Source organism: Pseudomonas sp. JH-2 (genome assembly GCF_036231725.1).
GTDB classification, from domain to species: domain Bacteria; phylum Pseudomonadota; class Gammaproteobacteria; order Pseudomonadales; family Pseudomonadaceae; genus Pseudomonas; species Pseudomonas delhiensis.
The window spans coordinates 173,350-194,009 of record NZ_JAZAQP010000001.1 but is presented as its reverse complement, the minus strand read 5'-3'; the positions used below and the strand labels follow the sequence as shown (position 1 = coordinate 194,009).

Annotated in this window: 23 protein-coding genes, 1 tRNA gene and 1 pseudogene; 14 read left to right on the top strand and 11 right to left on the bottom strand. The window is 64.9% G+C overall.

All coding sequences use genetic code 11. From position 1 onward, the window contains the following. The first annotated feature begins 6 nt into the window (after positions 1-6). The 6 genes from VV867_RS00860 to VV867_RS00835 all read left to right on the top strand — a co-directional run bounded on the left by VV867_RS00860 (position 7) and on the right by VV867_RS00835 (position 2,874). The gene (locus VV867_RS00860; protein WP_328565393.1) at positions 7-597 is read left to right on the top strand and encodes a DUF4136 domain-containing protein; all 591 of its coding nucleotides are present in this window, start codon (positions 7-9) and stop codon (positions 595-597) included. Between the two features lie 131 nt (positions 598-728). Then, entirely contained in the window at positions 729-1,292 is a 564-nt protein-coding gene (locus tag VV867_RS00855) for a DUF4136 domain-containing protein (protein WP_328565392.1), read from the top strand. After that, positions 1,289-1,774, top strand: a complete 486-nt coding sequence (locus VV867_RS00850; RefSeq protein ID WP_328565391.1) for a GNAT family N-acetyltransferase — start codon at positions 1,289-1,291, stop codon at positions 1,772-1,774. The genes VV867_RS00855 and VV867_RS00850 overlap by 4 nt, the downstream gene beginning before the upstream one ends. Beyond that, entirely contained in the window at positions 1,761-2,135 is a 375-nt protein-coding gene (locus VV867_RS00845; RefSeq protein ID WP_109936200.1) for a DsrE family protein, read from the top strand. The genes VV867_RS00850 and VV867_RS00845 overlap by 14 nt, the downstream gene beginning before the upstream one ends. Continuing rightward, a complete protein-coding gene (locus tag VV867_RS00840; protein WP_328565390.1) occupies positions 2,132-2,596 on the top strand; it encodes a glycine cleavage system protein H in 465 nt (154 codons plus the stop codon). Before VV867_RS00845 ends, VV867_RS00840 begins: the two co-directional genes overlap by 4 nt. Positions 2,597-2,667: 71 nt before the next feature. Next, positions 2,668-2,874 (top strand): hypothetical protein, encoded by a 207-nt coding sequence (locus tag VV867_RS00835; protein ID WP_275628500.1) that lies wholly within the window; start codon positions 2,668-2,670, stop codon positions 2,872-2,874. 7 nt (positions 2,875-2,881) lie between these two features. On the opposite strand, the gene VV867_RS00830 is transcribed toward VV867_RS00835, so the two are convergent. Beyond that, on the bottom strand, positions 2,882-4,507 hold the full coding sequence (locus VV867_RS00830) for a methyl-accepting chemotaxis protein (RefSeq protein WP_328565389.1): 1,626 nt from the start codon (positions 4,505-4,507) through the stop codon (positions 2,882-2,884). Positions 4,508-4,698: 191 nt separating this feature from the next. Between VV867_RS00830 and VV867_RS00825 the strand changes: the two genes are divergently transcribed. The 5 genes from VV867_RS00825 to VV867_RS00805 all read left to right on the top strand — a co-directional run bounded on the left by VV867_RS00825 (position 4,699) and on the right by VV867_RS00805 (position 8,906). Continuing rightward, positions 4,699-5,373 (top strand): M15 family metallopeptidase, encoded by a 675-nt coding sequence (locus VV867_RS00825; protein WP_328565388.1) that lies wholly within the window; start codon positions 4,699-4,701, stop codon positions 5,371-5,373. A 379-nt stretch (positions 5,374-5,752) separates the two neighbouring features. After that, positions 5,753-5,929 carry a hypothetical protein gene (locus VV867_RS00820; protein ID WP_328565387.1) on the top strand — a complete coding sequence of 59 codons (177 nt, stop codon included), beginning with the start codon at positions 5,753-5,755 and terminating at the stop codon, positions 5,927-5,929. A 52-nt stretch (positions 5,930-5,981) separates the two neighbouring features. Further along, entirely contained in the window at positions 5,982-6,584 is a 603-nt protein-coding gene (locus VV867_RS00815) for a GrpB family protein (RefSeq protein ID WP_328565386.1), read from the top strand. A gap of 128 nt (positions 6,585-6,712) precedes the next feature. Beyond that, a complete protein-coding gene (locus tag VV867_RS00810) occupies positions 6,713-7,042 on the top strand; it encodes an excalibur calcium-binding domain-containing protein (RefSeq protein WP_328565385.1) in 330 nt (109 codons plus the stop codon). An 82-nt stretch (positions 7,043-7,124) separates the two neighbouring features. After that, positions 7,125-8,906: an ATP-dependent nuclease gene (locus VV867_RS00805; RefSeq protein ID WP_328565384.1), complete on the top strand. Its 1,782-nt coding sequence runs from the start codon at positions 7,125-7,127 to the stop codon at positions 8,904-8,906. A 134-nt stretch (positions 8,907-9,040) separates the two neighbouring features. Here VV867_RS00805 and VV867_RS00800 read toward each other — a convergent pair whose 3' ends face one another. After that, entirely contained in the window at positions 9,041-9,280 is a 240-nt protein-coding gene (locus VV867_RS00800; protein WP_328565383.1) for a DNA-binding protein, read from the bottom strand. Between the two features lie 174 nt (positions 9,281-9,454). Here VV867_RS00800 and VV867_RS00795 point away from each other — a divergent pair, with 174 nt between their 5' ends. Further along, complete coding sequence (locus VV867_RS00795; protein ID WP_328565382.1) at positions 9,455-9,712, top strand: hypothetical protein; 258 nt, start codon at positions 9,455-9,457, stop codon at positions 9,710-9,712. 34 nt (positions 9,713-9,746) lie between these two features. On the opposite strand, the gene VV867_RS00790 is transcribed toward VV867_RS00795, so the two are convergent. Both VV867_RS00790 and VV867_RS00785 read right to left on the bottom strand, forming a co-directional pair. Next, positions 9,747-9,842 (bottom strand) — tRNA-Sec (locus tag VV867_RS00790). A gap of 8 nt (positions 9,843-9,850) precedes the next feature. Next, a pseudogene (locus VV867_RS00785) lies at positions 9,851-10,066 on the bottom strand (phage integrase); the annotation flags it as partial. A gap of 49 nt (positions 10,067-10,115) precedes the next feature. Here VV867_RS00785 and VV867_RS00780 point away from each other — a divergent pair. Further along, positions 10,116-10,589 (top strand): hypothetical protein, encoded by a 474-nt coding sequence (locus VV867_RS00780; protein ID WP_328565459.1) that lies wholly within the window; start codon positions 10,116-10,118, stop codon positions 10,587-10,589. A gap of 171 nt (positions 10,590-10,760) precedes the next feature. On the opposite strand, the gene VV867_RS00775 is transcribed toward VV867_RS00780, so the two are convergent. Then, entirely contained in the window at positions 10,761-11,018 is a 258-nt protein-coding gene (locus VV867_RS00775) for a hypothetical protein (RefSeq protein WP_328565381.1), read from the bottom strand. A 103-nt stretch (positions 11,019-11,121) separates the two neighbouring features. Between VV867_RS00775 and VV867_RS00770 the strand changes: the two genes are divergently transcribed. Further along, positions 11,122-11,328 carry a hypothetical protein gene (locus VV867_RS00770; protein WP_328565380.1) on the top strand — a complete coding sequence of 69 codons (207 nt, stop codon included), beginning with the start codon at positions 11,122-11,124 and terminating at the stop codon, positions 11,326-11,328. Here the strand turns inward: VV867_RS00770 and selB are convergent. The 6 genes from selB to fdnG form a co-directional block, all read right to left on the bottom strand. Next, entirely contained in the window at positions 11,306-13,237 is a 1,932-nt protein-coding gene (gene selB, locus VV867_RS00765; protein WP_328565379.1) for a selenocysteine-specific translation elongation factor, read from the bottom strand. The genes VV867_RS00770 and selB overlap by 23 nt on opposite strands. Further along, positions 13,234-14,640 carry an L-seryl-tRNA(Sec) selenium transferase gene (selA, locus tag VV867_RS00760; protein ID WP_328565378.1) on the bottom strand — a complete coding sequence of 469 codons (1,407 nt, stop codon included), beginning with the start codon at positions 14,638-14,640 and terminating at the stop codon, positions 13,234-13,236. Before selA ends, selB begins: the two co-directional genes overlap by 4 nt. Before the next feature lie 109 nt (positions 14,641-14,749). Then, positions 14,750-15,682 (bottom strand): formate dehydrogenase accessory protein FdhE, encoded by a 933-nt coding sequence (gene fdhE / locus VV867_RS00755; protein ID WP_109936182.1) that lies wholly within the window; start codon positions 15,680-15,682, stop codon positions 14,750-14,752. Between the two features lie 189 nt (positions 15,683-15,871). Then, positions 15,872-16,498: a formate dehydrogenase subunit gamma gene (locus VV867_RS00750; RefSeq protein WP_275628493.1), complete on the bottom strand. Its 627-nt coding sequence runs from the start codon at positions 16,496-16,498 to the stop codon at positions 15,872-15,874. 52 nt (positions 16,499-16,550) lie between these two features. Further along, positions 16,551-17,483, bottom strand: a complete 933-nt coding sequence (gene fdxH, locus VV867_RS00745; RefSeq protein WP_109936180.1) for a formate dehydrogenase subunit beta — start codon at positions 17,481-17,483, stop codon at positions 16,551-16,553. Further along, positions 17,480-20,575: a formate dehydrogenase-N subunit alpha gene (fdnG, locus tag VV867_RS00740; RefSeq protein WP_328565377.1), complete on the bottom strand. Its 3,096-nt coding sequence runs from the start codon at positions 20,573-20,575 to the stop codon at positions 17,480-17,482. The genes fdxH and fdnG overlap by 4 nt, the downstream gene beginning before the upstream one ends. Positions 20,576-20,660: the final 85 nt, after the last annotated feature.

Genomic DNA, 20,660 nt, shown 5'->3' with positions numbered 1-20,660 from the left:
CCCCGCATGTCGCCACGCCTGATCCTGCTGCCGCTGCTCGCCGCACTCGCCGCCTGCCAAAGCCAGAACCCCTACACCAGCCAGTCGCTGCCGCCGCCCCCGGTGCCGGCCCAGGCCAGCGCCCCGGGCTTCGACCCCGGCGCCTACCCGGCCGCGCCACCGGACTACGGGCGCTACCGCTCGTGGAACTGGACCGGCGCGCCCAGCGGCGCCACCACCTATGGCAGCTCGCTGCAGGACGCGGTCAGCGAGGGCCTCGACCAGGTCGGCCTGCGCCCGGCGCGCCCCGGCGCCGCGCCGGACCTGCGGGTGAGCGCGCGGGTCAGCAGCGAGCAGCGCACCCGCCAGGTCACCGACTACTATGGCGGCGGCTACTACGGCGGCTGGAACGATCCCCGGTACGGCGCCTCCATCCCGGTGACGCGGACCTACGTGGTGCAGGTCAACGTGGTGCGCATCGAACTGTACGACGCCCATGACAACCACCCCGTCTGGGACGCCTCGGCCGAATACGAGCCCAGCGGCAACCAGAGCGAGCAGGCCCGGGGGCTGCGCGAGGCGGTGCGCAAGGCGTTGTCGGGCTACCCGCCGCACTGACCGGACACCGGCCGCGCCGTCCGGCTTTGTTGCCAGAAAACTGCGGAATAGGGCCGTTTCGAGACATTTCGGCACTTGCCTTTGCCGACACTCTGAGCTTCGATGAAGACTCTGTCTGGAGTATGCCGACCATGATCCGCCGCCTGCTGTTGCTGGGCCTGCTGCTGGGCCTCGCCGCCTGTGAGACCGTCAACCTCAACCGCGACTACGATTCCAGCCGCGACTTCGCCATGTACCGCAGCTGGGCCTGGGCGCAGCCGGCCTTCGAGTACCGCCCGGACGACCCGCGCATCAAGAGCGACCTCACCGAGCAGCGCATCCTCTCGGCGGTGGCCGACCAGCTCGACCAGCGCGGCCTGCGCCCGGCCCAGGCCGGCGCCGCGCCCGACGTGACGGTGCGCACCTACCTGATCGTCGACCAGCGCCAGGACCAGGTCACCACCTACACCGGCGGCTACTGGAACGGGTACTGGGGTGACTACTGGGGCGGCCCGGCGATGGCCGAGTCGCGCACCGTGACCTACAAGGTCGCCACCATCCAGGTCGACCTGCTAGACGGCAAGGACGGCAAGCTGGTGTGGCGCGGCAGCGGCGAGCAGATCATGCGCAGCAGCCCGCCGACCCCGGCCGAGCGCGAGGCGGCCATCCGCGAGACCGTGCAGAAGGTCCTCGCCCAGTACCCGCCGCGCGGATGAGCCTGCAGCACCGCCCGGTGGAAGCCGGCGACCTGGCCGAGGTGGCCGGCTTCGTGCGTGACGCCGACGAGCTCTTCTACGCCTACCCCAAGGCGCAATGGCCGTTCAGCGTCGAGCAACTGGCCGCCGCCGTGGCCGAACGCCGCGCCAGCACCCTGGCCCTGCTCGACGGCCGCGCCGCCGGCTTCGCCAACTTCTACCAGAGCCTGCCGGGCGAATACTGCGCCCTGGGCAACATGATGGTCGCGCCCTGGGCCCGCGGGCACGGCGTGGCGCGCTACCTGATCGGCGTCATGGAAGGCCTCGCCCGGCGCGACTACGCTGCGCCGCTGATGAAGATCTCCTGCTTCAACGACAACGCCGGCGGCCTGCTGCTGTACGCCGGCCTGGGCTACCGCCCGGTGGGCATCGTCGAGCGCCGGGCGCCGGGCGGCCGCCGCGTGGCCCTGGTGCAGATGGAGAAAGCCCTTGAACCCGCCTGACCCACAGCGCGTGCTGATCATCGTCAGCAGCGGCCCGAGCACCCCGGCGCGCTGCGCGGCGCCCTTCTACACCGCCACCCTGCTGGCCTGCATGGACGCCGAGGTGACCCTCTTCCTCAGCGGCGAGGGCGTGCAGCTGGCGCGCCAGGACGTGGTGGACAACCTCTACGCCGCCCCCGGCGGCGAGCCGCTCAGCCACTTCATCCAGCAGGCCAAGGAAGCCGGCGCGCGCCTGCTGATGTGCCGCGCCCCCGGCGTGCCCATCGACGAAAGCGCGCTGATCGACGAAGTCGACGAAATCGCCAGCGGCGGCGAGCTGGCGCGGATGATCCTCGAATACGACCGGGTGCTGACCCTGTGAAGCTGCACGGCCTGGACTTCCCCGACGACCTGCTCTACGCCCCGGACTACAACCTGTGGCTGCGCGAGGAGCCCGACGGCGCCGTGACCCTCGGCCTGAGCGCCTACGGCTGCGTGCTCTACGGGCAGATATTCGCCTTCACCCCCAAGCGCGACGGCTGGCACGTCGAGCGCGACCGCAGCTTCGGCGTGGTCGAGTTCGCCAAGGCCGCCTCCTCGGCGCGCAGCCCGCTGGCCGGCACCCTGCTGGTGAGCAACGAGGAAGTGCAGCGCCGCCCCGGCCTGATCAACCTCGACTGCTACGGCGAAGGCTGGATGGTGCGCCTGCGCCCGGACGACTGGGCCGCCGCGCGCACCGGCTTCGTCAGCGGCCAGGCGGCGCTGGACGCCTTCGCCGAACGCATGCGCCTGGACGCCTTCGACCCCCGGGGCGACGACGTCCAGGCCCTGCGCCGCGACTGAGCTTAAGCAAGCCGTAAGCATCGCCGGTCTAACCTGGGCGACCGCAAGCTCCCCCACAGAAGGAGTCCGCCATGCCCCGGCTTCCCGCCCTCGTCCTCGCTCTACTCGCCCTCTCCGGCTGCGCCGGGCAGAGCAGCTACAACCTCGGCGCCATCGAGTCGCCGGTGAAGGAATCCTTCGGCCTCGACGACCTCGAACGCCAGCCCATGATGGGCGCGCAGTTCCAGCAGCAGGGCGGCTTCTCGTCCCAGCAGCAGCGCCTGCTGATGGGCCCGTGAGCACGCTCTAGTCCACCCGGAAGCCCGCCAGCTGCTGCTGTTGCTCCACCGCCAGGCGGGCCAGTTCCAGGCTCGCGGCGGCGCTCTGTCCGGCGTTCTCCACCACGCTCTGGATGCTGTCGTTGAGCTGGGTGATGTTCTGGCTGATCTCGTGGGCCACCGCGGTCTGCTCCTCGGTGGCGGTGGAAATCTGCGCGTTGCCGTCGGCGATGCGGTCGATGGCGTTGGCGATGTGCCGCAGCGCCTCGCCGGACTCGCGCGAATGCCGCACGCTCTCCCCGGCCCGCTCGCGGGACTCCTGCATCACCCCCACGGCCTGGCGCGCGCCGTTCTGCAGCGCGTCGATCATGCCGCGGATCGACTCGGTGGCCTTCTGCGTATTGCTCGCCAGGCTGCGCACCTCGTCGGCCACCACGGCGAAACCGCGCCCGGCCTCGCCGGCCCGCGCCGCCTCGATGGCGGCGTTGAGCGCCAGCAGGTTGGTCTGCTCGGCGATGCTCTGGATCACCCCCAGCACGCTGCCGATCTCGTCGCTCTGGCTGTGCAGGCGGTCGATCACCCCGGCGCTCTCCTGCACCGCCTGGGACAGCCGCTCGATGGCCCCCAGGTTGGCCTCCACCAGCTCGGTGCCCTGGTGCGCCTCGCGGCGCACGTCCTCGGCCACCCGCGCCATGTCCAGGGCGTTCTCCGCCACCTGCTGCACCGCGGCGCTCATCTCGTGCACGGCGGTGGCGACCATGGCGGTCTGCTCGCCCTGGCCGTTGGCGGCATCGCTGACCTGGGCGCTGATGGCGCTCATCTGCTCCGAAGCGCTGGCCAGCTGCACGGAGGCGCCGCCCAGGTGGCGGATCAGCCGCTGGAAGTGCTCGAGCATGGTGTTGAAGGCCTGGGCGGTCTGCGCCAGCTCGTCGCGGCCCACGGCCTCGGCGCGCAGGCTCAGGTCGGAATTGCGCTGCACCGTGGCGATCACCCGGCTCAGCTGCTCCAGCGGGCGGTTGATGGAACGGCTGACCAGCAGGCTGAACAGCAGCATGCCGACCAGCACCACCACGGCGATGACCACGAAGCTGTGCTTCATCGCCTGGTAGCGCGCGGTGGAGGCCTGGTTCAGCGCATCGCCCTCGCGGACCTGCAGCTGCGCCAGCTCCTCCAGCGCATCCCCCAGCGGGTCGAAGGCCGCATACAGGCGCCGCACGAAGCTGCCGTCGCTCTCGCTGCGCAGGCTGCCGTCGGTCTGCCCCAGCAGCGCCTCCACCAGCTTGTCCACCTCGGCCATGCGCGCGCGGATACCGGCCACCATCTGCCGCTCGGCATCGGTCATCTTGCTGCCCTGGACGATGCTCCAGGAATCCGCGATGCGGGTACGCGCCTCGCCGATGGCGCCACGCAGCGCCTCCACGTCGACCACCCCGGCGCGGTACTTGTGCAGCGCATCCACCATGTTCACCGCATAGGCGTTGGAAATCAGGTTGAGCCGGTTCACCGGCCGCATGCGGTCGCTGAACAGCTCGTCGAAGTCATCATTGAGCTGGCCGGCGTTGTAGGCCGCCAGCGCCATCACCCCGGCCAGCACCAGCAGGGGCAGGAACGCCAGCGACAGCAGGCGGGTACGTACGCGGAACTGGTTGAGCATCGCATCTCTCCTGGGCTGCTCGAACTCGTGCGCGGACCACGCCACCGCGATCCGCTCGTCTCGGCGAATGGATCGGCCTTCCAGGGGAGAACTGGACCTGAGGGTCAAGTAGGAAACATCCCTCCAATTCGAGAGACGCTTCCCAGGAAAGGGCTGCTAGGGTGAAAGAAAGCCCACGCCCGGGAGGCCGGATGCTCCGCCAAGCCCTCGCCCTGCTCCTGCTGCTGGCCAGCCTCGGCGCCAGCGCCGACCAGCCGGCGCAACCCGGCTTCGTCTACCTCGACCAGGTCCTGAAGAACGCCCGCTACGAAGCGCGCTACTACAGCGGCGACAACTTCGTCGGCACCCGCATCGACGGCTACGAGAGCCCGCGGGTGATCCTCACGAAAGAAGCGGCCACGGCCCTGGCCGAAGTGGAACGCGACCTGGCCCTGAGCAGCCTGGCGCTGAAACTCTTCGACGGCTACCGCCCGCAACGCGCCGTGGCCCACTTCCAGCGCTGGGCCGCGGACCTGGCCGACACCCGCACCAAGGAGCGCTATTACCCGCAGCTGGACAAGGCGGCGCTGTTCCGCGACGGCTACATCGCCAAGAAATCAGCTCACTGCCGAGGCAGCACCGTGGACCTCACCCTGGTCGACGCCATGACCGGCCAGGAACTGGACATGGGCAGCCACTTCGACTTCTTCGGCCCCATCTCCCACCACGGCACCGGCCTGATCACCGTGCAACAGACACGCAACCGCGAAACCCTGCGCAGCGCCATGCAACGCCACGGCTTCGAGCCCTACGCCAACGAGTGGTGGCACTACACGCTGAAGCAGGAGCCCTACCCGAACACCGCCTTCGACTTCCCCGTGAAATAGCCTGCCGGCTTTTCGTAGGAGCGAGCTTGCTCGCGAATGGAGCTTGCCGGCGAGCGTGGGAGGTGGGCTTTAGAGCGCCCTCTCCCTAACCCTCGGCTGCGCGCCCCGCCCTGAAGGGAGAGCGGACCGTTCGGCGTGCTTGACTGTTATGGAGTTAGCCGGCAGCACTAAAGGTTCTCAGCTGAAACCATTTGTTCTCTCGGCACGGACTAGCCCCCTCTCCCTTCAGGGAGAGGGCTGGGGAGAGGGGACGGAGTCGACCTGAGACGATAGCGCTGCCGGGAGAGGCTGTTCGCGAGCAAGCTCGCTCCTACAAGAGCATGGCCAGCCCGCCCACCTCAGGAATAGGCTCAGCCCAAACCTGCAAACGGGAAGGCCCATGAGTACCACCAACCCACACGCCAGCGACCAAAGGACGCAAGACTGCAATCGCTTGCGAAACCTCCTTCTGGCCGGCGCCGAATCCGCTCCCACAGGGCACGCCGATTCAGCCTTCTTCGAGCACCTGCGCAACCGAATCAAGGAACAGAGGAAGAAGCCCGAACAACGACGATGAACCTGCGCACCAGCCCGAACGTCGAACGACAGCCCCTCAACCAGGAAACCCCATGACCCAGCCCCCCACCTTCGACGGCCAACGCTGGAGCAACGCCGAAGCCGACCGCATCGAACTGGCCGAAGCCAACCCGGACTGGCCCCGGCGCTTCGCCGAGGAAGCCGACGCCATCGCCGGCGCCCTGGCCCTGCCCGGCCTGAAGATCGAACACTTCGGCAGCACGGCGGTGCCCGGCCTGAAGGCCAAGCCGATCATCGACATCCTCCTGCTCCCCCCGCCGGGGGCCGACTGGCAAAGCCTGGTCGCCCCGCTGGAAGCCCTCGGCTACCAGTACTGGCGCGACAACCCGGCGCCGCAGCGGATGTTCTTCGTCAAGGGCATGCCGCCGCAGGGCCAAGGCCGCACCCACCACGTCCACGTGATGAACCTGGCCGACGCCGACCGCCACCTGATCTTCCGCAACTGGCTGCGCAACCATCCGCAGGACGCGGCCGAGTACAAACGCCTCAAGGAACAACTGGCAGAACGCTTCCCCACCGACCGCGAGGCCTACACGCAAGGCAAGGACGAACTGGTAGCGCGGACACTGGGCAAGGCACTGCGCGAACGGCAGATGAACGAGGCGGGCGGATCGGTACAGGGAGCCAGGACATAGGATGGGTGGAGCAGCGATACCCATGCGGCCGACGATGGGTATCGCTGCGCTCAACGCCATCCTACGCGGTGCAATACCCGCGGGTTCGCCACTAGAATCCAACCATCCCACAGGACTCGGTGAACCTCATGAAGAAATGGATTCTGCTGATTGCCCTCGCCCTGCTCGCCTGGCAGTACATGGACAACCCGTCCTGGCAAAACCATTTCTCCCGCTCAAAGCCGGCCCCGATGAGCGTCGCGGATGATGCCGACGAACCGACCACCGACCTGATGCCGCCGGCGGCAAACACCACACCCGCCAGCCCTGCTCTCGATGTCCGCTGCGATGGCCGCAAATACTGCTCGCAAATGACCTCCTGCGCCGAGGCCAAGGCGTTTCTGCGCAGCTGTCCGGGGATGAAGATGGATGGGGACGGCGATGGGACTCCCTGCGAGGAACAGTGGTGCAGGATGTAGTCTGATAAAAGGTTTGCAGTTTAATGGGGCAAGATCAGAATAGAAAAATAAATTCACCTTTTCCCTTTACCCGAGGAAGATCATGGAAAGAGCCACAGGAGTGAAAATTAGCCAGATAAGATTCAAGAACTTCAAGGCGCTAAGTAGTTTTTCGGTAAACCTAAATGAAGTAAACATCTTGGTCGGCGCAAACAACGCAGGAAAATCAACAATAATAAGTGCATTTAGAATACTTGATGTGGCGATTCGTAAAGCCAAGCGCCTAAAAGCAGAGAGAGTACCATTACCAAATGACAGCTTCGGCTATGGACATAGAATCCCTGAGAGCCAAGTCAGCGTCTCTCTTGAAAACGTAGCAACAAATTACAACAATGAAGATAGCAGTATCGAATTCCGACTAACAAATAAAAACAAACTATTCCTACACTTTCCCAACGAGGGAGGATGCATACTTTATTGGGAAAATGAAGGTGCAACCGCTCATACACCTTTAAAATTTAAAAAAGCTTTCCCAATATCTATCCAGGTTGTTCCAGTACTAGGACCACTGGAGCACGAGGAAGCTTATGTTACAGAGGAAACTGTCAGAACTTCATTAAACACACATAGAGCATGCAGGCATTTTAGGAACTACTGGCATTACTACAATGAGAATTGGGACGACTTTGCTGCAATGATATCATCCACATGGCCAGGGATGACGATGAGCAAACCAGAACTAGATTTAAAGAACAAGAAACTGAGTATGTTTGTTGCAGAAGACAGGATTGATCGTGAAGTATACTGGGCAGGATTTGGCTTCCAAATTTGGTGCCAGTTACTAACCCATTTATCTAGGGCCGAAAAAGCTAGTATTGTTGTCATCGACGAGCCAGAAATTTATCTACATCCAGACATACAGCGCCAATTGCTATCAATCCTCAGGAGTATAGACTCAGACGTTTTACTTGCGACACATTCAGTGGAAATAATGGGGGAGGCAGACCCATCGGAAATCCTACTTATAAACAAATCAATGCGCCATGCAAAAAGGTTAAAAGACATTGAAGGCGTGCAGGTTGCCATTAAAGAGCTAGGCTCTACTCAAAACATAACTTTAAGTCACTTGGCCAGAACAAAGAAAATTCTATTCATTGAGGGGATGACGGACTATAAAATTTTACGTCGATTCGCTAAAAATTTAGGCTACGATGACTTAGCGACTGGTAATGATTTAACTGCATTTGAGTCAGGTGGTTTTTCATCTTGGCAAAAAATCAAGTCCTTTGCTTGGGGATTGAAGAGCACTATAGATGCCAACATTAAAATCTTTGCCATTTATGACAGAGACTACTACTGCCCTGAAGAAATAGAATCAATACTAGCCGACCTAAAGTCCGAATTAACATTCGCTCACATCCATCAACAGAAAGAAATAGAAAATTACTTGCTAAACATCCCAGCATTAGACAGAACAGTACAAAAACAACTTGAGGTTCGAGAAAAGCGAACAGGAGAAAAAACCACAACCCCCAAAAGCCTAGAAGAATATCTAGAAGAAATAACTTCCCCTCTAAAAATTGATGCACAGTCTCAGTATATAGCTAGGAGACTGGCATTTTTTGAAGGAAGAAAAGAGGACGCCAGCACGGTAAGTCGAGATACAATAGAAAGTTTTGAAAGCTCTTGGTCAAATATTAATGACAGAATGCGTATCTGCCCCGGAAAAACAACCTTGAGGACTCTACGGGAAAACCTACAAAATGACTGCAAAATAAACTTAACAGACTTCCAAATCATTGATGAATTCAGAAGAGAGGAAATCCCCTTGGATCTGGTGAAGCTAATTGAAGAACTCGAAGAATTCCGAAAGATACGCAATTAAAATCTTACATCTCGAGGCGCAATCATCGGCCAAAATTGGACAAAAAAATGGGGCAGAGTTTCCCTACTCTACTTTGTAGGAAACGTAGTATCTCGTCCCCTTCAAGCCTAGCGCACAGAATCCAAGCCTCCTTCCTAAACCCCATCATCGGGACTGCTCTGCCCAGCGACAGGCAAGCTTTCTCCAGTCAGCAACCACCACCGATACTGCGGATAAAGCTCCCCAAGCCGCTCCAACTCCTCAGCACCAATGCGTGCTCTTCCCCGCTTGATGCTCTGCCAGCGCACGTAGTCCTTGCTGTTCACCTCAGCCAAATCCTTCAGACTCGTCTGCTCCAGCAAGAGCAGCGCTCTATCGGCCATGCCTTGCGCCATTAAAAAATCCCGTTATGGAGTATTGCCATAAGCACAGATTTATGGAAATAATCCATAAATCGTCGCGATCCCAAGTCCGATGAATACTGACGGAACAGGCGTTGAACTGGAAGAGTGCTGCCCAGGATCGGCTTGTTCCTGTCCCCTGAGTTTCCATCACGGAAGGAGACACCAATGCCCCATTTCGACACCTCCACCGCCCTCGCACTGCTGGGCAAGACAATCCAAGCGGACCTGACCTTGAAAGATGCGCCCTATCTTGAAAACTATCGCGGTCGCGTCGTTGGGGTGGCCCTGACCGTGGAGGATGAGCCCCCATACTTTCTAGTGCGCAATCCGGCTGAGCCGCAGCGTTTTCCGGAAGAACTGCTATGGAGCGATATCCACAGCCTGCAGGTAATCGACGACGAGGCGGTAGCCAGCGAAACCTGAAAGTTATCGCAGCGAAGACAGAAGCGGAGGGAAGTGGCGGAAGGCAGTGAGAGTCGAACTCACCCAGGAACGGCTGCCGTCCCCCACCGGGTTTGAAGCCCGGCCACGCCACCGGGCGTGATTGCCTTCCACATTGATTTACAAGGCTTTTTCGTCAGCTTCCGGTGCCGACTCCGGCGGAGTGTCGAAGCAGTGTCGAAAATCCCTGGACGGTCCGAACGCTAACACATCCTGAAGATGCCCTGGAGCGAGGCACGCATGGCGCATGGTCATCGCCAGTGTCGAATGGCCGAGAATCTTCTGGAGCGACAGGATGTTGCCACCGTTCATGATGAAGTGGCTAGCGAAGGGATGTCACAGGATGCCGCATTGATCCTCTGCAGGCATCCAGATAGGCTCCGGCGTGTTCATCACCGGCAGTAACGGAGTTACGCCTTTGACCGCTAAACGGATGTTCATCTGGCTCATCGTCCTGCTCTCCATTTCGCTCTACCTCTTCTGCCTCCAGCTACCGGCTTTCAACTTCAAGGGCTACGACCCGCTCTACGGGCGAGACCTACTGAAGTGGGGCTGGTGGGGGATCACCATGGGCCGCCCTGGCTGGCTGGGAAACCCCGCATTCATTGCCACTATCATTCTGCTCGTAGTCGGAAAACACGATTGGGCGCTCAAGGCGGCCATGGCCACCTGCGCGCTAGGCTCCAGCAGCTATTTCACCTTCGAATGGTGGTTCAACGAAGGTGGCCCCACGCCCATTCAGAGCTTCGGCCCAGGCTTTTACTTCTGGGAATTGAGCTTCGCGACCTTGCTTGGCGCCTGCTGGCTCAATTACAGGCTACGTCAATCCATCTCCCCACTACCCAGCAGTCCAACTTGAAAAGGACCGAATTCGGTCAACTGGATATGGCCGAAAGGCACCCGCCAGAGAGAGGCATCACGCTCCCAATGGGGCAGCCTTCAGGTTGTAGAAATCGACGTACAGGTCGTACCAGGAGGGGAGATTCATGAAGCTGTCGGTTACGAAGACTCGCGCAATCGACACGCAACCTCACTTGGAGTCCGGAAGCTTCCCGGTCTCGACAAAGTACTGATATTGGGCATCACCAGCACGCGCGGCCTGCTCCACGACCGCGAGCGGATCACCCGCGCCTTTCTTGGTCCTGGGCTTGGGCTTGCCGGTAGGCTTGGCCGCGGGCTGGCCAACAAGGTGCGTCACCATAAAATCCCTCCTGAAACGGGGATTGCAATATTTACCACGGTAAGCGCTGATGTTTTTTTGAGCAATCAAACCTACCTTGCCGAACACGGCCGGAAGCAAGCCTGAACGAGCCGATGCTGGCCAGCCTTCACGCTGCCCACAGCATCTACACTCGATAGGTCACTGCCTTCTCCAACCCGCTGGATTATCCGTGCCCGACCTCCTCTTGGAAGTGCTTTTCCACTCCCTGTGCTATCCGGTCGGGTGGCCGGTGGTGAAGTTGTTCACCCTGGGGCGCTATCCGCGTCGCCACACATATATGTCCGGCGAGTACGACGCCGAGTGGACAGCCGCCATTGGCCTCGCGGTGCTGGTGATCGCCATGATGGCGGCGCTCAGGCAGTTCGCTCTGCATTGACGCCCGCGTCCAGCGTCAACGCCGAATCCTCCCGAACCCTCCGCTCATTGCCAAATCGCCGGGTAAAGCCGATGCGGTCGAAGTACTCCAGCAACTGGATGCTGCGCTTGCGCCCTATGCCGATGCGGTCGCGGAAGGCGGCGGCGCGGATCAGGCCTTGTTCGGCGTGGAGTTGCAGGGCTTGTTGGGCCAGTTGGCGGATCGTTTCGTCGGGGTAGAACAGGTCTTTCACCACCTGGTGCAGTTGGCCGAGGCGGGCAAGTTTGCGCAGCAGCAGGCGCATGGCGGCTTCGTCGACTTGCAGTTCGCGGGCCAGGTCGCGGGTCCAGGGGGGGTCGTAGGCGCCGGCGAGCAGCAGCGGCCAGAGGCGTTGGCGCAGGGCTTCGTCTTCGGTGCCGAGTTGTACGCGGTGGTCCGGCAGGTGCAGCCAGGGGCCGCTGCTTTCCACGGCCTGGCTGGCCAGGGCCTGTTCCAGCAGGGCGATGAAGACCGGGCGTTCCAGTTGCGCGAAGGCGTAGCGGCGCAGGCGGTCGCGGTCGGGGCCGAGTTCGTCGGGCTGTTCGGCGTGGAAGCGGGCCAGGGCTTGCAGCAGCTGTTCGCCGAGGGCGCGCCAGCGTTCGCCGGTGAACAGGCGGGGGCCGCCACGGGTGGTGATTTCCACCAGTTCGGCGGGCAGCCGCCAGCTTTCGCGGGGGCGGTTGAACTGGCGCGCCAGCAGCTTGGGGTCGAGGCCGTTGTCGGCGTGTTCGAGCAGCACCGGCAGGGCCTGTTCCAGGCTTTCGCCGCGCAGGGCCTGGAGTTGCGCCAGGCGTTCGGGGCTGCGGCGGTTGCGCGCCGGGGCGAAGGGGTCGAGCACGCGGCCGCCGCCGAGGGTGCGTTGGGCGGACTGGTCGCGCAGCACCAGGCGGTCGCCGTGCACGGTTTGCACGGGAGCATTGAGTACGAGTTGGGCGAAGGCGTGTTCGCCCGGCGCCAGGCGTTCGTCTTCCAGCAGGGCGACGCGGCCGGTGACGTCCTGGGCGCCCAGGTGCACGTGCAGCGGCGTCCAGTGGGCCAGGGCGCGGGGTTCGCCGGGGAGCAGCTGCAGGTCGATGTCGATGCGGGTGGTGGGCGCGTGCAGTTCCGGCGCCAGCAGCCAGTCGCCGCGTTTGACCTGGTCCGGGCCGAGGCGGTCGCCGGCGAGGTTGACCGCCACCCGCTGGCCGGCGTGGGCCTGTTCGGCGGCGCGGTTCTGCGCGTGCAGGCCGCGCACGCGCACCGGGCGGCCGGCGTTGCCGAGGAGGAGTTCGTCGCCCACCTTCAGGCTGCCGGAGAAGGCCGTGCCGGTGACCACCAGGCCGGCGCCGCTGACGCTGAAGGCGCGGTCCACGGCCAGTCGGAAGCCGCCTTGGCTGGAGCGCTCATGGACCTCGCGGGCGGCCTTGGCCAGGGCCTGGCGCAGGGCGTCCACGCCCTCCCCCGTGACGCTGGAAACCGGGTAGATCGGCGCGCCGGCCAGCGGCCCCGCAGCCAGCAGGCTTTCCACTTCGGCGCAGGCCTCGGCCAGGCGCTGCGGGCTGACGCGGTCGGCCTTGGTCAGCGCCACCAGGGCGCGGGGGATGCCGAGCAGTTCGACGATGGCCAGGTGTTCGCGGGTCTGCGGCATCACGCCGTCGTCGGCGGCCACCACCAGCAGCACTAGGTCGATGCCGCTGGCGCCGGCCAGCATGTTGTGGACGAAGCGCTCGTGGCCGGGCACGTCGATGAAGCCGGTGAGGCTGCCGTCGCCCAGGTCGGCGTAGACGTAGCCGAGGTCGATGGTGATGCCGCGCTCGCGTTCGGCCGGGCGGCGGTCGCCTTCCACGCCGGTGAGGGCGCGCAGCAGGGCGGTCTTGCCGTGGTCGATGTGCCCGGCGGTTCCGACGATCAAGCCGCGCTCTCCGCCAGCAGGGGCAGTTGGGCGAGGAAGGCGGCCTCGTCGTCGAGCTGGCGCAGGTCGAGCCACAGGGTGTCGTCGTCGATGCGCCCGAGCACCGGGATGGGCAGGCCGCGCAGGCGCTCTTCCAGCTCGCGCAGGGCGCGGCCACGCAGGCGTTTGTTGCTCTGCGGGCGCAGCGCCAGGGCGGCGCTGGGCAGGCGTGCCACCGGCTGGGCGCCGCTGCCGATCATGCCCAGGGCGGCTTCCGCGGCCACCGCCCAGCCTGCGCCCAGTTGCGCGGCGAGCAGCGGCGCCAGGCGCGTGGCCTGGGCCTGGATGTCGGCCTGGGGCCGGCTGAGCAGGCGCAGGGTGGTGAGGCGTTCGGCCAGGCGGTCGGGGTCGCGGTACAGGCCGAGCACGGCTTCCAGCGCGGCGAGGGTCAGCTTGTCGACGCGCAGGGCGCGCTTGAGCGGGTTCTTCTTGATCCGCCCGATGAGTTCCCTGCTGCCGAGGATGAGCCCGGCCTGGGGGCCGCCGAGCAGTTTGTCGCCGCTGAAGGTGACGATGTCGGCGCCGTCCTTCAGGGCTTCCTGCACCGTCGGTTCCTTGGGCAGGCCCCAGCGGGTCAGGTCGACCAGGGTGCCGCTGCCCAGGTCTTCCAGCAGCGGCAGGCCGTGGGCGTGGGCGATGCCGGCGAGGTCGCGGGTGGCGACGCTGGCAGTGAAGCCCTGCACGCTGTAGTTGCTGGTGTGCACGCGCATCAGCAGGCCGCTGCGCGGGCCGATGGCGGCTTCGTAGTCCTTGGCGTGGGTACGGTTGGTGGTGCCGACCTCCACCAGCTTCACGCCGGCGCGGGCCATGATGTCGGGGATGCGGAAGGCGCCGCCGATCTCGATCAGCTCGCCGCGGGAGATGATGCCTTCCTTGCGCGCGCCCAGGCTGTTGAGCGCCAGCAGCACGGCGGCGGCGTTGTTGTTGACCACGGTGACCGCCTCGGCGCCGGTGAGCTCGCGGATCAGCCCGGTGATGAGGTCGTCGCGGTCGCCGCGCTTGCCGCTGGCCAGGTCGAACTCCAGGTTCAGCGGGTAGCGCGCGGCCAGGGTGATGGCTTCGATGGCCTCGTCCGGCAGCAGGGCGCGGCCGAGATTGGTGTGCAGCACGGTGCCGGTGAGGTTGAACACCCGGCGCACGCGGCTGGCGTGGTGCGCGGCCAGGCGTTCGCCGGCGCGGCCGGCGAGCACCGCTTCGCTCAGTTCGATGGCGGCGAGCTGGCCGTGGCGGGCCGGCTCGCGCAGTTCGTCGAGCAGGTCGCGCAGGGTGCCGAGCAGGGCTTCGCGGCCGTAGCGCTGTTGCAGGGGGGCGCAGGCCGGGCTGCGCAGCAGGCGGTCGATGGAGGGCAGGCGGGCGGAGGTCATGCGCGGTCCTGTCTGTCGTCACGGGGCGATTTGGCTGGGCGGCGGGCGATGGGCATCGTCGCGGGCTCCTCCACCCATCCTACGGGTGGGGGCCTGGTTGCAGTCTAGGTCAGTCGGAGCCGCCCGGGGACAACAGCAGGTTGGGCGCGCTGCGCAGGTAGCCCTCCTCGGCCAGGCGGACGTCCAGGGCCAGGCTGGCGAGGTCGTCGGCCTGGGGCTCGGCGGCTTCGTCGTGCTCCAGGTAGCACTGCTTGAGGTAGCTCTGGCAGTTGGGGCAGACCTCTGCGCGCAGCGGGGCGCGGATGACCTCGCGGCTGTCGTGCTGCTCCGACAGGTAGAACAGCCCCTTGCTCTGCCGGCAGTGGCTGCACTTGATGCGCACGTAGTGCCACTGGCAGGAGCACAGCGAGCAGGCCAGGTAGCGCAGGCCGTTGTACTTGCCGCGGTTGTGGATGACGCCGGCCACCGGCGGCGAGCCGCAGGCCGGGCAGAGGGTCTGTTCCTCGCGCTCGCTGAGCAGGCCTTCGGGCAGGCGCAGCAGCCAGTGGCTGAAGGCGACCTGCAGGGTGGCGCCGAGGAAGGGCACCAGGGCCGCCGGCAGCAGGTCGAACTGGCCGTTGAGCAGCGCCAGGGCCCAGGCCTTGCGCTGGCCGGCGTCGGCCTTGCGCAGCTGTTGCAGGGCGTTGGCGATGGGGCTGGCCGGGGTGGTGGCGAAGGCCTCCAGCAGCGGCTCGAGCAGGGCCAGCCAGGCGCCTTCGCGCACCAGCACCTCGAAGCCCAGCGGCGGCATGCCGTGTTCGACGCTGCGGCGCAGGGCGGCCTCGTCGGGCATGGGCAGCGTGGGCGGGGCGTCGAGCAGGTTCTGCTGGATGTCGCACAGCTCGGCCAGCAGGCTCAGGTAGTCGCCCAGGGGGTGGCCTTCGGCGAGCTGGCGCAGGCGCTGGCCGCGCTGGGCGAAGAGTTGCGCCGGGGGCAGCCTGAGGAACGGGGGGATGTTGGCGGCGGCTTCGATCTGGCCGGGTTCGAGGATTTGGCCTGGCACGCAGGACTCCTTTGCGATGGGCTTTGGAGAGGGGTTGAAGATCGTGCCCTGGGCTGGCGCGGGTTCCCTCTCCCTAGCCCTCTCCCTGAAGGGAGAGGGGATTGTTCGGTGCATGGGTTGGATTACTGTGCTCGTCCCATTGATGGGTATCGCTGCGCTCAACGCCATCCTGCGGGTGGTGCGGGGCGGTCAGTGGCCCTCGCCCTTGTCCACGCTCTTCAGCCAGGCGGCGTGGTGCTTGCGGGCCCAGGCGCGGCTGACCCAACCATAGAGCATCGCGCCCATGGAGCCCTTGACCCAGATGCCGGCGTAGATGTGCACGATGATGCTGCTGACCAGCACGAAGGCGGCGAAGGCGTGCAGCAGCGCGGCGAGGCGGATGACGTCGATGCCGAACCAGGCGCTGAAGTACTGGCGCCAGATCACGAAGCCGGTCACCAGCAGCACCAGCATGCACAGCAGCAGGGTCCAGAACAGCAGTTTCTGCCCGGCGTTGTAGCGGCCCACCGCGGGGAGATTCTCCTCGTGGTTGCCGATCACATCGCGCCACTGCTTCAGCCATTGCACGTCGCTGCGGTCGAGCAGGTTGTGGTGGGCGAAGCGCAGCACCAGACCGAGGAAGAACACGAACATCGCCAGCCCCAGGAAGGGGTGCAGGATGCGCGTCCAGGGCCCGCCGCCGAACAGCTGGCTGAGCCAGAACAGCGCCGGGTGGAACAGCGCCAGCCCCGACAGGCCGGCGAGGATGAAGAAGATCGCCACCAGCCAGTGGTTGCTGCGCTCGTTGGCGGTATAGCGTTGGATGTCTTTTTTCATGCTGCTCTCCCGGCCGCGCTCCCGGGGGAGCGCGGCGGTTCGTCATGGCCGCTCAGCGCGGGTCACGCGGGTCATAGCTGTGTACCGAGGGGTCGACCTTGTGCACCGGCGCTTCCGGCCCAGGCCCCGGCTCCTCGTCCTCTTCCGTGCGGTTGGGGCCGATGCGGGTGTAGTGGAAGAACCCGGCAAGCACCACCGCGCCCATGGCCAGCAGGCCCAGCGGCTTGGTGATGCCCTTCCACAGACTGACCATCGGGCTGATGGCCGGCTTGTCGGGCAGGCCGGCGTACAGCGAGGGCTGGTCGTTGTGGTGCAGCACGTACATCACGTGGGTGCCGCCCACCCCTTCGGGGTCGTACAGGCCGGCGTGCTCGAAGCCGCGCGACTTGAGGTCCTCGATGCGTTCGGCGGCGTGTTCCTTCATGGCGTCCTTGGTGCCGAAGACGATGGCCCCGGTCGGGCAGGTCTTCACGCAGGCCGGTTCCATGCCCACGCTGACGCGGTCGGAACACAGGGTGCACTTGTAGGCCTTGTGGTCCTTCTGCGAGATGCGCGGGATGTTGAACGGGCAGCCGGTGATGCAGTAGCCGCAGCCGATGCAGTGGTCCTGGTTGAAGTCGACGATGCCGTTGGCGTACTTCACGATCGCCCCCGGGCTCGGGCAGGCCTTCAGGCAGCCCGGCTCGGCGCAGTGCATGCAGCCGTCCTTGCGGATCAGCCATTCGAGGTTGCCGTTGGGGTTCTCGTGCTCGGTGAAGCGCATCACCGTCCAGGAGTCGGCCGTCAGGTCCAGCGGGTTGTCGTACACCCCATGGTTGTGGCCCACCTCGTCGCGCAGCTCGTTCCACTCCGAGCAGGCCACCTGGCAGGCCTTGCAGCCGATGCACTTGGACACGTCGATGAGCTTGGCCACCTCCTGCTGGTTGCGCACCGAGGGCATCGGCGTGGTGGTGGCCGAACGGGCATGGATGTCCTGCGTGCTCATGCCTCACCTCCGCTGATTTTCTCGACGTTGACCAGGAACGACTTGAACTCCGGCGTCTGCGTGTTGCCGTCGCCGACGAAGGGTGTCAGGGTGTTGGTCAGGTAGCCGTTGCGGGCCACCCCGGCGAAGCCCCAGTGCAGCGGGATGCCGACGTGGTGCACGGTCTTGCCGTCGACCTGCAGCGGGCGGATGCGCTTGGTCACCACCGCCACGGCCTTGATGTAGCCGCGGTTGGAGGAGACCTTCACGCGGTCGCCGGCCGCTATCCCCAGCTGCTTGGCCAGCGCCTCGCCGATCTCGACGAACTGTTCCGGCTGGGTGATCGCATTCAGGCGGCAGTGCTTGGTCCAGAAGTGGAAGTGTTCGGTGAGGCGGTAGGTGGTGGCCGCATAGGGGAACTCGTCGGCCTTGCCGAAGACTTCCATGTCGTTCTTGAACACCCGCGCGGCCGGGTTGCTGGTGGCCTTGGGGTTGTCCTTGTGCAGCGGGTTGATGCCGATGGGCGTCTCGAACGGCTCGTAGTGCTCGGGGAAGGGCCCCTCGGCCATCTTGTCCACGGCGAAGAAGCGCGCCACCCCCTCGGGGTTCATGATGAAGGGGTTCATGCCCGCTTCCGGCGGCACGTCGGCCTTGTAGTCGGGCACGTCGGTGCCGCCCCAGGCCGTGCCGTTCCACCACACCAGGCGTTTCTTCACCGGGTCCCACGGCTTGCCGGAAAGGTCGGCCGAGGCGCGGTTGTAGAGGATGCGCCGGTTGGCCGGCCAGGCCCAGGCCCAGCCGAGGGTCTGGCCCATGGCGTAGGGGTCGGCGTTGTCGCGGCGGGCCATCTGGTTGCCCTGGGCCGTCCAGGAACCGGCGAAGATCCAGCAGCCGCTGGCGGTGCTGCCGTCGTCGCGCAGCAGCGCGAAGCCGGGCAACTGCTCGCCGGCCTTGGCCAGGACCATGCCGTTCTTCGGGTCCACCAGGTCGGCCAGGGCCTTGCCGTTGAACTCCTTGGCCAGCTCTTCGGGGCTCGGGTCGTCCGGCCGCAGGTAGGGCCAGTCGAGGCCGAGGATGGCGTCGGGGAACTTGCCGCCCTCCTTCGCGTACAGCGTGCGCAGGCGATGGTACAGCCCGGCCATGATGGCGATGTCCGGGCGCGCCTGGCCCGGCGGCTCGCCGCCCTTCCAGTGCCACTGCAGCCAGCGCCCGGAGTTGACGATGGAGCCGTCCTCCTCGGCGAAGCAGGTGGTGGGCAGGCGGATCACCGTGGTCTGGATGGCCTGGGTGTCGACGTTGTTGAAGTCGCCGGCGTGGCGCCAGAACTCGGAGGTCTCGGTGGCCAGCGGGTCCATGATCACCAGCCACTTGAGCTTGGCCAGCGCGGCGCCGACCTTGCCCTTGTTGGGGAAGGAAGCGATGGGGTTGAAGCCCTGGCAGAAGTACCCGTTGACCTTGCCCTGGTACATCATGTCGAACACCCGCAGCACGTCGTAGCCGGCGCCGGGCATGTCGAGCTTGGGCAGCCAGTCGTAGCACCAGTTGTTCTCGGCCGTGGCGGCCTTGCCGAACCAGGACTTCATCAGGCTGACGTGGAACTTGCCGTAGTTCTGCCAGTAGGACAGCTGCCCCGGGCGCAGCGGCTTGGCGGTGCGCTTGGCGATGTAGGCGGCGTAGTCCTGCTCGGCGTCCATGGCCAGGGTGAGGTAGCCGGGCAGCGAGTTGGACAGCAGCCCCAGGTCGGTCAGGCCCTGGATGTTGGAGTGGCCGCGCAGCGCGTTCATGCCGCCGCCGGGCATGCCGATGTTGCCCAGCAGCAGCTGCACCATGGCGCCGGTGCGGATCATCTGCGCGCCCACCGAGTGCTGCGTCCAGCCCAGGGCGTACATGATGGTCATGACCTTGTCCGGCCGCGAGGTCTCGGCGATCTCGGCCCAGACCTTGAGCATCATGTCCTTGGGCGTGCCGCAGATGTTGCTGACCACGTCCGGCGTGTAGCGGCTGTAGTGCTGGCGCAGCAGGTTGAACACGCAGCGCGGGTGCTGCAGCGTGGGGTCGACCTTGGCGAAGCCGTCCTCGCCGCGCTCGTAGTTCCACGAGGACTTGTCCGGGTAGCTGCGCTTCTCGGCGTCGTAGCCGTTGAACAGGCCGTCCTCGAAGCCGAAGCCTTCCTGCACGATGAAGGCCGCGTCGGTGTAGTGCTCGACGTATTCCTTCTGGTACTTGCCGTTTTCGATCAGGTAGCTGATCAGCCCGCCGAGGAAGGCGATGTCCGTCCCCGTGCGGATGGGCGCGTAGTAGTCGGCCACCGAGGCCGAGCGGGTGAAGCGCGGGTCCACCACCAGCAGGCGCGCCTTGTTGTGCGCCTTGGCTTCGGTCACCCACTTGAAGCCGCAGGGGTGCGCCTCGGCCGCGTTGCCGCCCATGATGAGGATCAGATCGGCATTCTTGATGTCGGTCCAGTGGTTGGTCATGGCTCCACGGCCAAACGTCGGGGCAAGACTTGCCACCGTCGGGCCGTGTCAGACACGCGCTTGGTTATCGAACCCCAGGATGCCGAGGGAGCGCACCACCTTGTGGGTGATGTAGCCGGCTTCGTTGGAAGACGCCGAGGCGGCCAGGAAGCCGGTGGTCAGCCAGCGGTTCACCGTCTGGCCCTGGGCGTTCTTCTCGATGAAGTTGGCGTCGCGGTCGTCCTTCATCAGCCGGGCGATGCGGTCCAGCGCCTCGTCCCATTCGATGCGCTTCCATTCACTGGAACCCGGCTCGCGGATCTGCGGGTACTTCAGGCGGTTGGGGCTGTGGACGAAGTCGAGCAGGCCCGCGCCCTTCGGGCAGAGGGTGCCGCGGTTGACCGGATGGTCGCCGTCGCCCTCGATGTGGATGATGTTCTGGGTGACGTTCTTGGCCGCATCCCCCTGGCTGTACATGAGGATGCCGCAGCCTACCGAGCAGTAGGTGCAGGTGTTGCGGGTCTCGGTGGTGCGTTCGAGCTTGAAGTGGCGAATCTGTTCGGCGAAGGCTTCCGGTGGCGCCATGCCGAGGGCCGCAAGGCTGGATCCTCCAAGGCCGACGGCGGCGACCTTGAAGAATTGCCGACGGTTCATGTCCATCGTGCGTCTCCTGATCAGGCAAAGGGCGCCCAGTACCTGGCCAGGCGCCTCTGATTAAAAGATAGCCAACCTGGCGCATTGCGCC